Raw genomic sequence first — 12,488 nt, 5'->3', positions numbered from 1 at the left:
ACAAAATCCTAGGGTTGGAGATCTCCGTCGGCCAGACGTCCCAGGATCAGCGCGATCCGCAGCGTGAATGCGGAGCGCACATCGGAGGGTGACCAGCCGGTGACGTCAGTCACACGTCGCAGCCGGTAGCGCACGGTGTTGGGGTGCACGAAGAGCATCCGGGCGGCTCCTTCGAGACTGCTGGCCTGCTCCAGATAGACGCTGAGCGTCTCCAGGAGCGCGGAGCCTGCTTCCTCCAGTGGTCTGTAGATCTCCTCCACCAACTGCTCGCGCGCGGCGGGATCGCTCGCGATGGCGCGCTCCGGCAGGAGATCGTCCGCCAGGACGGGGCGCGGGGCGTCCTGCCAGGCGGCGCAGGCCTTGAGCCCGGCGGCCGCGGCCTGCGCGGACCGGGTGGCGGCCAGCAGGTCGGGGACGATGGGTCCGGCGACGACGGGCCCGGCCGCGTACGGGCCGATCAGACCCTTGGCGACGTGCAGTGGATTGTCGCTGCCGCCCGCGATGACGACAAGGCGGTCGCCGAGCACACCGGTCAGGACCTGCAGTTTGGCGTGGCGCGCGGCGCGGCGGATGGCCTCGACGGTGAGTTCGCTGTCGCCGTCGGGCGCGGTGCCGAGGACGACGCAGACGTGGTCGGGGGAGTTCCAGCCGAGCGCGGCGGCTCTGCTCACCGCCCCCTCGTCGGCCTCTCCGGAGAGGACCGCGTTCACGACCAGCGACTCAAGCCGGGCGTCCCAGGCACCGCGTGCCTCGGCGGCCTGCGCGTAGACCTGCGCGGTGGCGAAGGCGATCTCGCGGGCGTACACGAGGAGCGCCTCGCGAAGGATGGATTCGTCTCCCGGGGCCGCGATCTCGTCGACCGCGGACTCCATCACCTCGATCGTCGTACGCACCATCTCCACGGTCTGGCGCAGGGTGATCGCCCTGGTCAGCTCGCGGGGGGCGGTGCCGAAGACGTCGGTGGAGATGGCCTGGGGGGTATCGGGGTGGCGGAACCACTCGGTGAAGGCGGCGATACCGGCCTGCGCCACCAGTCCGATCCAGGAGCGGTTCTCCGGAGGCATCGCCCGGTACCAGGACAGCGTCTCGTCCATGCGCGCGATGGCCTGCGCCGCGAGGCTGCCGGATGACTGTTCGAGGCGCTTCAGCGTGGCTGAGTGCGCGTGCGCCTTCCGGTGCGCGTCCTGACGAGCGGCTTCCTCGTGGCGCGCGGCTTCCTCGTGGGCTGCCTGATGGGCGTCCTGGCGGGCTTCGTTCGCAGAGGGTTCGGGCACGGGGACAAGACTGCCTTATCGGGACGGGGGTGTGCGGTGCCGGGTCTAACGTGGGGTGTGTGATTGATGTACGGCGCTCCGGCGATCGGTACCGCGGCGGCGAGCCCGGCGCCGGTATCGAGACCTTCCACGCCTTTTCCTTCGGGCCGCACTACGACCCGGACAACCTCCGCTTCGGTGCGGTCCTGGCCTGCAACGAAGAGCGTCTGGCGCCCGGTGCGGGCTTCGACGAACACCCGCACAGCCACACCGAGATCGTGACCTGGGTGGTCGAGGGCGAACTGACCCACCGCGACACGGCCGGCCACGAGTCGACCGTCGGGCCGGGGGACGTGCAGCACCTGAGCGCGGCCGGCGGCGTCCGGCATGTGGAACGCAACGACGGTGGCGGCCCGTTGGTCTTCGTGCAGATGTGGCTGTCTCCCTTGGCACCGGGGGGCGACCCGTCCTACGAGGTGGTCCACGGCATCGCGGACTCGACTCCGTACGCGGTCCCGGCCGCGGGCGCGCTCCTGCACGTCCGCAGACTCACCGCGGGCGAACGCACCGCCATCCCGGACGCCCCCTTCGCGTACGTCCACGTCGTACGCGGCGAAGTCCACGTGGCCGACGACACCCTGACCCCGGGCGACGCGGCCCGCATCACGGACGGCGAGGGCCTGGAGGCAGTAGCGGGAACCGAGGGCCCGGCGGAGCTACTGGTCTGGGAGATGACGGGGGGCTGAAGGGTGCTGTGCTGCCCCCCCGAAGCCGCGGGGTACGACGCTAAGCCGCGGGGCGCGACGCAGAGCGGGACCCCGCACAGCGCGAGCGAACCCTTAGAGCTCGGAGAGCACCGCGTCCGTGAACGGAGGCCATGCCTCCACGGCCCACGGCCCGAACGCCCGATCCGCCAGAGCGACACACGCCGCCCCCGCGTCGGGATCGACCCAGAGGAACGTCCCGGCCTGGCCGAAGTGCCCGAACGTCCGGGGCGACGAAGAACTCCCGGTCCAGTGCGGCGACTTCGAGTCCCGGATCTCGAACCCGAGCCCCCAGTCGTTGGGACTCTGATGCCCGTACCCGGGAAGCACACCCTTGAGCCCCGGATACGCCACGGACATCGCATCGGCCACCGTCCGCGCGTCGAGCAACCGCGGCGCCTGCACCTCGGCGGCGAACTTCACCAGGTCGTCGACGGTGGACACCCCGTCCTTGGCGGGCGAAGCCCCTCCGTCGAGCGTGGTGGACGTCATCCCGAGCGGCTCGAGCACGGCCTGCCGCAGATACTCCCCGAAGGGAATGTCCGTCGCCTTGGCGATGTGATCCCCGAGCACCTCGAACCCCGAGTTCGAGTACAGCCGCCGCGTCCCGGCAGGCGCCGTCACCCGGTGCTCGTCGAACGCGAGACCACTGGTGTGCGCAAGGAGATGCCGCACGGTCGAACCCTCGGGCCCGGCGGGCTCATCGAGCTCGACCGCCCCCTCTTCGTACGCCACCAGCACCGCGTACGCCGCCAGCGGCTTGGTGACCGAGGCGAGCGCGAAACGGTGCCCGGTGGGTCCATGCGCCCCGACGACCGTGCCGTCCGCGCGCACGACGGCGGCGGCAGCGGTGGGGACCGGCCAGTTCTCGATCAACGCCAGGCTCTGCATGCGTACGAGCCTATGCGCCCTACAGGCTCAGCCGCATCGAGGGGTCAGGCTTGCGCACGAAGCCGAGCGAGGCGTACAGCGGCTCGGCCTCCGCCGACGCGTTGAGATCGACACTCCCCGCCCCGCGCTCCCGGAACCAGTCGAGCAGCACCTCCATGCACGCCCGCGCATACCCACGCCGCCGCTGGTCCGGGTCGGTGGCCACGCTGAACACATGGCCGATGACGCCCCGCGGATTGCCCGCCCGTCCGATGCGGTAGTCCAGCGTTCCCACCACCAGCGCCGCGAGCCTCCCGGGCCGGTCCGGGCGGTCGACGACGAAGGCCGCGAAGTCGCCGTCATGATCGGCCAGTCTGCCCCGGACGACGGACAGGGACTCGGTGTGCCAGCCGGTGTCGGACTCGGCGGCGCCCGCCGAACCGGTGGCGAATACCGAGTCGATCATCACCTGCCGCAACCTGATCAGTTCCTCGGCATCATCTGGCGTGGCACGACGCACAACACTCATGATCGGCACCGTAGCCACCGCGGAAAGCGGCGTCCCCCGATTTTCCGAGGGTTTGCTTCCGTCACATATTTCCTCCCGGTTCTGCTTGCTTAGAGCGCACTCCAAGGTTCTAGCGTGGTGGTCATGACGGTGATGGAGACCGAGACCACGCGCATCAAGGGCCCCGCGCAGGGCGTGACCGAAGCACCCCCGGGCGCCACCGGCGGCACCGAAATCCCCGCCGGCACCGGAACTGGCACTGGCACCGGGGCCGACGCCTGCGCCTCGGCACCCACCACGCACCCCCGCCCGAACGGGCAGGACCACTACACGATCAGCGAGGTCGTCGCCTTCATCGGCCTGACCGCGCACACCCTGCGCTGGTACGAGCGGATCGGCCTGATGCCTCACATCGACCGCTCCCACACCGGCCAGCGCCGCTACCGCAACCGCGACCTGGACTGGCTCACCTTCGTCGGCAAGCTCCGCCTGACCGGCATGCCGGTGGCGGACATGGTCCGCTACGCCGAGCTGGTGCGCGAGGGCGATCACACCTTCACCGAGCGCCACGAGCTCCTCGAACAGACCCGCCGCGACGTCCGCACCCGCATAGCGGAGCTGCAGGACACACTCGCCGTGCTCGACTACAAGATCAACTTTTACGCTGACGCCCGCCCGGCGCCGGAGAGGCACTGACACCCATGACCTCACAGACACCCAAGCCCCCCACGACGACCGGAGCCCTCGGCGGGACGCCCGAACCGATCGCGAAGGCGCAGCTCGGCACAGGCGGCCCCGAAGTCGGCGTCCAGGGACTCGGCTGCATGGGCATGAGCTTCGCCTACGGCCCCACCGACGCCGACGAGGCCCGGGCCACCCTGGAACGAGCCCTCGAACTGGGCGTCACCTTCTACGACACCGCCGACGCCTACGCCGCCGGTGAGAACGAGAAGTTCCTCTCCCCCTTCCTCAAGGCCCACCGCGACGAGGTCGTCCTCGCCACCAAGTTCGCCCTGGCCATCGACCCGAACGACTCGACCAAGCGGATCATCAACAACGACCCCGCCTACATCCGCGCCTGCGTCGACGCCAGCCTCCAGCGCCTTGGCGTGGACGTCATCGACGTCTACTACATGCACCGCCGCAACCCCCAGGTGCCCATCGAGGAAACGGTCGGCGTGATGGCCGAACTCGTCGCCGCCGGCAAGGTCAAGCACCTCGGCCTCAGCGAGGTCACCGGCCCCGAACTCCGCGCCGCCCACGCCGTCCATCCCATCGCCGCCCTCCAGTCGGAGTGGTCGCTCTTCAGCCGTGACATCGAGCAGGGCGTCGTCCCCGTCGCCGCCGAACTCGGTGTCGCCCTCGTCCCCTACTCCCCGCTCGGCCGCGGCTTCCTCACCGGCTCGTTCGTCAGCGCCGAGAAGGAACTCGGCAAGGACGACTTCCGCCGCCAGCAGCCCCGCTTCACGGGTGACAACGCCGCCGCCAACGCGGCCCTCCTGGAACCCATCCGCACCGTCGCCGAAGCCCACGGCGTGAGCCTCGGCCAGGTCGCCCTCGCCTGGGTCCAGCAGCAGGCCCAGGTCCACGGACTGGCCGTCGTCCCCATCCCCGGCACCCGCAAGCGCACCCGGGTCGAGGAGAACACCGCAGCCACCCACCTCGAACTCACCCCTTCCGACCTCGCTCTCCTGAACCCCATCGCCACTCAGGTAGCAGGCGACCGCTACGCCGACATGACCTTCACCTCGGCGGGCCGCGAGTAGCAACGGATCGGCCACCCCGAGGGGCAGAGCCCCGCCCCTCGGGCGCCTCGATCCCTCCGTGCCTCCCGCGGCTTCCGTGCCTCCAGCGCCTCCCGTTCCACGCGTTCACGCCAGCCCCAGGGCGAATACCGCGAACCCGGCCGCCAAGAGTCCGGCGAGGGCCCTTCGCTGGGGTGTGGCTCGCTTCCACGGGGACTCGAAGCCGCGGGTGTAGCGGCCTATCAGCAGGAGGAGCCCTGCGAAGACCGGGAGCCAGGCGATCCGGGCGGCTATCCAGGCCCAGGTGTCCGGGCCCGCCGTCAGCCCTGGCACCGTGCCGCCGAGGAACGAGCCGGGCACGGCCGCCGCGAGCATCGCGGTCTGGTGCCAGCAGAGGATCGTCATCGCCGACAGGTTGATGACCACCACCGGCGCCCACAGCGCGGGGCTGCGCATCAGCTTCCCGATGCGATCCCGCAGCAGGATCGCCGCACCGCTCTGCGCGGCTGCCAGCGCCAGGACCAGCAGCGACGGGGGGTGGGAGTTCGTCCGTGCCTCGCCCGGGACACCCACCATCGACGCCGGGTAGTGGAAGACGAACAGCAGGGCCGCGAAGAGGGCTGTCCCCCCGAGGAGCAGCAGCCACGCACCGCGCCTGCCCAGCTTCCTCTCGCCCCAACTGACGCCCAGTTGATAGGCGAACATCCAGCCCGGCAGCAGGTTTAACAGACTCAGCCAGGACGGCATCGCATCCCCGAACGGGCCGTAGCGCAGGAAGTCGATGACGGCGACCGACCCGAGCAGTGGCGCCGCGGCCCAGGCACCGAGCCGCTCGGCCGCCTTGACGCACCAAGGGGTGAGCGCGGTGATCACCGCATAGATCCCCACGAACCACAGCGGCTGTATCACCAGCGTGGACCCCGTGCGCAGGGTCGTGCCCGGCACGCCCATCGCGTACAGCACGGGGATCAGCGCGGCCCAGACGGCCGTGACGCCGAGGACAGGACGTCCCAGACGCGTCACGCGCCCGCGTAGCCAGCGTCTCGTCGACTCCCCGCGCTCCGCCGCCCGCCGGAACGACAGGACGGAGGCATAACCGCCCACCAGGAAGAAGATGCCGAGCATCTGCAACACCCAACTCAGTGGCGCGAAGAAGCCGAACGACGCCAGGGGGCTCGCGTTGTGCAGCGCGCCGCCCGCGTCGAGCGTGAATCCGCCGAGCAGCCAGTGCCCGGTCGGCACGGCTAGCAGGGCGAGCGCTCGCAGCCCGTCTATCGCCCGGTCACGATGCGCGGGCGTCTCGGCGTCGATCGCCGACGCCGTCTTGCGCAGGTTGGTCAGTGCGTTGAGGCTCATGGCCGCTCTCCGGTGGGGCGGGCCTCGGCGGAAGGCGCATCTTCGCCGATGCCGATGCCGATGCCGATGCCGATGTCAGGGGTGTCAGGGGTGTCGGGGGCAGCCGTCTCCGCGATGGCGGCGAAGGTCTGGAGGGAGTCCGTCCCCGGGGCGAAGTAGCCGGTGTGCCCCTCGGCTCGCTCCGCGGGAACGCGTCGGGCGCCGAACCCCGGACCGGCCGGGTCCGCGCCATGGCCGAGGCCGAACAGCTCGACGTTCGGCACGTCACCGATCCAGTCGCTGTCGTCCTTGGCCGCCCACACGCGGGCGGAGGTGCGCAGATCGGCCACGCTGTCCGCGCGCATGCCGGGGGAGCCGAGTACCACCAGGTCGGACGCAGGGAGTTGGGGGGCCGCCAGGCCGCACACCACCGAGCCGTAGCTGTGGCAGAACACGGCGGGGCGTGGGATGCCGACCGCCGTCAGACCTTGCACGAACCGTGTGAGCCGTGGCGCACCCGCCTCCGCGAGCCGCCCCGTCGCGGCGTCGGGGCCGAGGCCGACCGGGGTGGTGTACCCGACCCAGGCCACCACGGCCGTGTGGTCGCCCGCCGCGGAGTGCAGGGAGCGCGCCATCCCGGCCGGTGTGCCGTACCGGTCGTTCGAGCGGTCAAAGGTGCTCAGGTCAATGTCCGAGCCCGGCACGACAACGGATACGTGTCGGGCCTTGACCAAGTCCCCGTACACCTCGGCGACTTGACCTCGCCCACGTGGATCGAACGCGAGTATCTGCCGGCCGGGGCTCAGGAGCTCCTCGTATCGCGCGACGAGGGACCGGGAGCGCTCGTGGTCCTGCGGGGTGAGGCTCGGGTTGCTCTCGCGCGCCTGCTCACGGGCGCGCTCGTCCTTGAGGGCACGGGAGTTGGCCTCGAAGCGCAGAGCGGCCGGGGCACCGTCCAGGTTGCCGACGACCGAGGGATGCCGTGCGGCCAGCCTGTGCTGCTGCGCCTCGCTCAGCGAGTCGAAGAACGCGGCGACCCGGGCGGGGGCCGTGGCCGCCGGATCAGGCAGCCGGACCTCCCACGTATGGTCCGCACGCCAGGCCTGAGTGCCCGGCGGCGGGCCCGTGAGTGGCTGCTGCTCATTGCCGACCGCCCAGCCGGTCGTGCCCGCCACGATCGTCGTCGTGAGCGCCGCGGCGATCAGTGTCCGCTTGCTGCGGTTCTTCCAGCTCCCGCGGGCTTTCCAAGAACGAAGGCGCATGGCCCGTCTCCCTCCCCAACTCGTGGCACGCTCTGGCGTGACGAGGGGAAAAGTAGGGAGACGGTACCCGTCGACACCTCACACTGGGGAGCCAACTTGCAGGTCATACCGGGGTATGTGCGGCTCATACCGCGGTATGGGGAAAAGGGCTCTACTGCTCTCCGGGGGTGATCAGTCCCGACTCGTAGGCGAAGATCACGGCCTGTGCGCGGTCCCGCAGGTCCAACTTGGACAGCACCTTGCCGATATGGGTCTTCACGGTCTGCTCGGCGAGGACCAGGCGCTCGGCGATCTCCTGGTTGGACAGACCGCGCGCGATCAGCACCAGTACCTCGGTCTCACGCGCCGTCAGGCCGTTCAGCCGCAGCGACTGGTCGGTGCGCGGCCGCTGCTTGGCGAAGTCCGTGATCAGACGGCGGGTCACGGACGGAGCCAGCAGCGCATCGCCTGCCGCCACCACGCGCACCGCCGAGATCAGATCGGCCGGCGGAGCGTCCTTGAGGAGGAAACCCGAGGCCCCGGCGCGCAGCGCCTCGTACACATAGTCGTCCACGTCGAAGGTGGTGAGCATCAGCACCTTGGGCACGTGCACCACGCCGGGCGGCGGGTCCAACAGGGCGCGCGCCGCGTTGAGTCCGTCCATCTCCGGCATCCGGACATCCATCAGGACGACATCGGGGTGGGTGTTGCGGCTGACGTCGACACCCGCCTTGCCGTTCGGTGCCTCGCCCACGACGTCGATGTCGCTCTGGGCCGCCAGGAGTGCGGCGAAGCCGGCCCGCACCATGTTCTGGTCATCGACGATGATCACGCGGATGGTCATGCGGTGCCGGATTCCTTCTTGAGGAGTGGGAGTTGGGCCGCCACACGGAACCCGCCGTCGGGCAGCGGCCCGGCGTCGACCGTGCCGCCGACCAACCGTACGCGTTCGCGCATGCCGACGAGTCCGTGACCTGTGCCGCTGTGCTCCAACGAGTCGGGTGCCTCGGTGGGCGGGCCATTGACCACGAGGATCAGCAGATGCTGCCCGTCCAGGGTCACGGTGATGGTGGTGCGTGCTCCCGGCGCGTGCCGCATCACATTCGACAGGGCTTCCTGGACGATGCGGTAGGCGGACAGGTCGACGGCCGGGGTGACGTCGGCCAGCTCGGTGAGCACCGAAAGCTCAGGACGCGACAGATCGATGGGTATGCCGGCACGCACCGTGGCCTCCACCAGATGCGGCAGTCGGCTGAGCCCCGGCTGCGGGGACCGTTCGCCAGGGGTGTCCTCGCTGCGGAGCACAGCGAGCAACCGCCGCATCTCGGTGAGGGATTCACGGGCGCTCGCCGCGATGCTCCCGAACTCCTCGCGCGCCGCGTCCGGAAGGCCGTCGAGGCGGTAGGGCGCGGAGTCGGCCTGCACGGTGATCACAGACATGTGGTGAGCGACGACGTCGTGCAACTCACGGGCGATGCGGGCTCGTTCCTCCAGGAGTGTGCGCTGGGCGCGCTCGGCCTCGCTGATGGTCTCCTGCTCGACGAGTCTGCGCTGTGCGTCCCCGCGCTCGCGCAGCAGCGCACCGAGCAGCAACGCGACGCCGCTCAGCACGATCAGGAGCACGCTGGTGTCCTGGCTGCCCTCATCGCGGAACGCACCGAGGACGAGGCTCACCACGACGGTGACCAGCCAGATCCCCAGGAGGGTGCGACGGCTCTCGCGCAGGGACAGCAGGAGACACACGACCACGTAACCCACGATGATCATGGCCGTCCACGGGGCGGGGCGGTCGTCGCCCATGGACAGCGTCACGATCGCCCCGAGGACGTCCGCGACCACGATGATGCACCAGGCGGCCAACGGACGGCTGACCGCCAGCAGCAGCGGCGCGGCCTGGGCGACCCCCAAGGCGCCCGCCAGCCCGCCACTGACCCCGTAGTCGTTCGTCAGCACCTGGGTGGTGACCGGGATGAGCACCGCGACGAATCCCAGCGCGGTGATCAAGGGGAGCAGTCGCATCCAGCGCTTTGGCGCCCGCGCGAGGAGCGGTTCCGCCCGCCCCGTGGGCGTAGAGAAGAAGGCCCCTGCCCTGCCGAGCCCTTCGCGGACGCCCGCGGCCGCACGCCGAGAAGCACCCCGGCGCCCGTCCGGTTCGGTGGCCGGTGGGCGGGGATCCTGGCCCGGTGGTGTCGATGCGCTGCTCATGGCCTGATCAGCGTAGGCAAGAACCACGCCCCGCGCCGTCGTACCGCGGAGCTGACCTGCACCTCATACCCAGGTACGAACGGGGCCTCCCGCGATACCCAGGTATGACCCGGGCCGGGAGCCGACGCTTCCGCCGAACGCCAGCCCTGCCGTACGGCAACCCCGCCGGACGAGCCCCGCCGGACGAGCTCCGCCGGTCGACAGCCCCACCGGTCAGCAGCTCGGCCGGGTCACAGCTCCGCCAGCAGCTCGGCCTTCTTCGTGGTGAATTCCTCGTCCGTGAGCAGACCGGCTTGGTGCAGCTCACCGAGGTGCCGGATGCGCTCCGCGATGTCCGCGGGGTCGCGACGGGCCACCGGAGCGTTGGCGGGAACCGTGCCCGGCGTCAGGGCGGGGCCCGACGACCGCACCGCTGCGAGCACCGACGCCGCGAACGGCAGCGACTCGTGCACCGGACCGTACCCGAGGCCGAATACGACGGCCGCGGGATCCTGGTCCGCCTGCGCGGGCTGGGCGATCGGGGTCTCACGGCGCAGCAGCCGCAGATGGCCCTCGAAAACCTCGGGGGAGCGCCACTCGACGCCGCTCAGGTCCGTGACCAGGAAGCTCTGGTCGCCGGCCTTCCACTTCGCGGACGAAGCGCCCGTCCAGAACCACCGGAAGGCCACCGACTTGCCGTCGAAAGACGCTTTCCCGTCGTACGCCTTGAACTGCAACGGAGTCTCCGGCGCGGCCACCAGGTAGCGGTCCGGAGGCCCGCAATCGCCCTCCGCGAGCTGGGCCCGCAACTCGTCGGCGTAGTACTCGGCGAGCGTCTCCCGCTCGGCGGGCAGCACGAGTCGATACGGGTCGCAGCCATCCTTGAGCTGGCCCGCGGCCGCCTCCATCAGAGGATCGGCTCCCGGTCTCGGCACGGCGTGCAGGACGACCGTCCCGCGCTTGCCGGGAGTAAGTGTCACCGCCGCGATCGCCTCGTGGGGGATGCGGCGTTCGCCGAGCGCCTGAAGGAGCTTCGGCGTGCGGATCCCCCGTTCGAAGCGGATGAGCACGGAGTCGGACTCGAACTCCCAGGCGGCATGAAATCCGGCCAGTACGTCACCCATGCGGCTCATCGTAGGCGGCACGCGCGCCTCCGTCCCTCCTGCGGCGTGCCGCTGTTTTGTCGATTTCTACGCGCGTCAGGCCACTGTCGCGCCGGAAAATTCCTTCCGGCAGGTGTCATCCCCGCTCGCGCACTGCACCGAGCGGTATGAACCGATGCCGATGTCGGCGAAGTTTCTGAGGCTCTCCGTGCCCGGCTCGAAATAGCCGGTGTGGCCGATCGCGCCGCGTGCGGAGAGCACGCGCGCGCCGAAGTCCCGGGAGACGGGGTCAGCTCCGTGGCCGAGCCCGCCGACCTCCATGTTTGGCACATCCTGGATCCAGTCGTCGCCGTCCCTTGTGGCCCAGATCCGGGCACCCGTGCCCAGCTGGGTCGCCGTGTCCGCGCGCATGCCGGGACTGCCCGCGACCGCGATGTCGGAAACACGGGAGGGCAGCTGACGTGCGGCGACCCCGCACACCACCGAGCCGTAGCTGTGGCAGTACAGCGCGACGGGCGAGTGCCCCGGCAGGCCACGGACCAGGGAGTTCAGCCGGATCGCGCCGTCATCCGCACGCATGGACGTGGCTGCGTCCACACCGAGTCCGGCCGGAGCGGTGTAGTCGGCCCAGGCGATCACGGCGGTACGCGCGCGTGGGCTCGCGGAGTGCTCCGCGCCGTACAAGGCCTTGGCCATGCCGACAGGCGCCGAGTACTTGCGGTTCGTCCGCTCGAAAGTAAGCACGTTCGTGTCCACGCCCGGGACCACGACCGACACCCTGGAGGCCCGGTCGAGGTTGCCGAAGACCTCGGCGATGCGCCCCGCCCCCATGGGGTCGAAGGACAGCACCTGCCGTCCCGGGCGCATCATCACGCCGAAGCGCTTCATTCTGCGCTCCGCCTCCTGTTGCCCGAGAAGGGAGAGTCGCTTGTCGTGCATGCGCTCTCGCTCCGTCTTGCGCGCTTGCCCCAGGGCGATGTGGTTCGCGCGATATCGCAGCGTTACGGGGGCACCGTTCATGTTGCCGACCGCAAGGGGATAGCGGGTGGCGAGGCGGGTGCGCTGTTGCGCGTTGAGCGACGCGAAGAAATGGGCGAGCTTGCCCGCCGGGGCACCGGCGTCGGGCAGGGCCCGTCCACCGATGTGCCCGCGCTCCCAGGCGGAGAGCGAGGCCGCGAGCGGCGATGCGGCGTCCTTGTGGTGGCGTACCGCAGTCCAGCCCGTGGTCGCGAGCATGACGAACACGACGGCGAGCGCAAGCAGTGCGCGCCAGGCGCTGAGTTGAGGGGAGGAGTCGAAGGAAGTCACTACGGAACACCCTAGGAGAATCGTGATGCCTACCGTGCACCGGGTGAGGCAGATCACGTTTCCACTGGGGTAATTGAGGCATAGTGGGCGCACCTTGGGAGCTTTCGTCACGCTCCGTAGGTGCCTTATGCGCACTGCGCACCCATACATGCCGCTACTGACGGTGCATCAAACGAT

The 12,488-nt window shown here is 70.3% G+C and carries 12 protein-coding genes; 3 read left to right on the top strand and 9 right to left on the bottom strand.

Annotated features, from left to right (window positions below):
- Positions 1 to 8: 8 nt before the first annotated feature.
- Positions 9 to 1,148 (bottom strand): fatty acid biosynthesis transcriptional regulator FasR, encoded by a 1,140-nt coding sequence (gene fasR / locus ACWD02_RS01575; RefSeq protein WP_451204346.1) that lies wholly within the window; start codon positions 1,146 to 1,148, stop codon positions 9 to 11.
- A 188-nt stretch (positions 1,149 to 1,336) separates the two neighbouring features.
- Between fasR and ACWD02_RS01570 the strand changes: the two genes are divergently transcribed.
- Positions 1,337 to 1,999, top strand: coding sequence for a pirin family protein (locus ACWD02_RS01570; RefSeq protein ID WP_451204345.1), 663 nt, complete (start codon positions 1,337 to 1,339; stop codon positions 1,997 to 1,999).
- A 93-nt stretch (positions 2,000 to 2,092) separates the two neighbouring features.
- On the opposite strand, the gene ACWD02_RS01565 is transcribed toward ACWD02_RS01570, so the two are convergent.
- Positions 2,093 to 2,908 carry a serine hydrolase domain-containing protein gene (locus tag ACWD02_RS01565; protein WP_451203316.1) on the bottom strand — a complete coding sequence of 272 codons (816 nt, stop codon included), beginning with the start codon at positions 2,906 to 2,908 and terminating at the stop codon, positions 2,093 to 2,095.
- Positions 2,909 to 2,927: 19 nt separating this feature from the next.
- Positions 2,928 to 3,416, bottom strand: a complete 489-nt coding sequence (locus ACWD02_RS01560; RefSeq protein ID WP_451203314.1) for a GNAT family N-acetyltransferase — start codon at positions 3,414 to 3,416, stop codon at positions 2,928 to 2,930.
- 123 nt (positions 3,417 to 3,539) lie between these two features.
- Between ACWD02_RS01560 and ACWD02_RS01555 the strand changes: the two genes are divergently transcribed.
- Together ACWD02_RS01555 and ACWD02_RS01550 are read left to right on the top strand one after the other, a co-directional pair.
- Positions 3,540 to 4,091, top strand: a complete 552-nt coding sequence (locus tag ACWD02_RS01555) for a MerR family transcriptional regulator (RefSeq protein ID WP_451203312.1) — start codon at positions 3,540 to 3,542, stop codon at positions 4,089 to 4,091.
- A 128-nt stretch (positions 4,092 to 4,219) separates the two neighbouring features.
- Complete coding sequence (locus tag ACWD02_RS01550; RefSeq protein WP_451204343.1) at positions 4,220 to 5,161, top strand: aldo/keto reductase; 942 nt, start codon at positions 4,220 to 4,222, stop codon at positions 5,159 to 5,161.
- A gap of 105 nt (positions 5,162 to 5,266) precedes the next feature.
- On the opposite strand, the gene ACWD02_RS01545 is transcribed toward ACWD02_RS01550, so the two are convergent.
- From ACWD02_RS01545 to ACWD02_RS01520, 6 genes are all read right to left on the bottom strand, one after another.
- Complete coding sequence (locus ACWD02_RS01545; protein ID WP_451203310.1) at positions 5,267 to 6,496, bottom strand: acyltransferase family protein; 1,230 nt, start codon at positions 6,494 to 6,496, stop codon at positions 5,267 to 5,269.
- A complete protein-coding gene (locus ACWD02_RS01540) occupies positions 6,493 to 7,737 on the bottom strand; it encodes an alpha/beta hydrolase (protein WP_451203308.1) in 1,245 nt (414 codons plus the stop codon). Before ACWD02_RS01540 ends, ACWD02_RS01545 begins: the two co-directional genes overlap by 4 nt.
- Before the next feature lie 151 nt (positions 7,738 to 7,888).
- A complete protein-coding gene (locus ACWD02_RS01535; RefSeq protein WP_451203306.1) occupies positions 7,889 to 8,560 on the bottom strand; it encodes a response regulator in 672 nt (223 codons plus the stop codon).
- Positions 8,557 to 9,921, bottom strand: a complete 1,365-nt coding sequence (locus tag ACWD02_RS01530; RefSeq protein WP_451203305.1) for a sensor histidine kinase — start codon at positions 9,919 to 9,921, stop codon at positions 8,557 to 8,559. The genes ACWD02_RS01535 and ACWD02_RS01530 overlap by 4 nt, the downstream gene beginning before the upstream one ends.
- A gap of 230 nt (positions 9,922 to 10,151) precedes the next feature.
- On the bottom strand, positions 10,152 to 11,024 hold the full coding sequence (locus ACWD02_RS01525) for a DUF4429 domain-containing protein (protein ID WP_451203303.1): 873 nt from the start codon (positions 11,022 to 11,024) through the stop codon (positions 10,152 to 10,154).
- A 75-nt stretch (positions 11,025 to 11,099) separates the two neighbouring features.
- The gene (locus ACWD02_RS01520) at positions 11,100 to 12,311 is read right to left on the bottom strand and encodes an alpha/beta hydrolase (protein WP_451203302.1); all 1,212 of its coding nucleotides are present in this window, start codon (positions 12,309 to 12,311) and stop codon (positions 11,100 to 11,102) included.
- Positions 12,312 to 12,488 lie beyond the last annotated feature (177 nt).

This window comes from Streptomyces sp. NPDC002853 (assembly GCF_053591915.1).
This window is presented reverse-complemented; position numbering and strand designations above follow the sequence as displayed.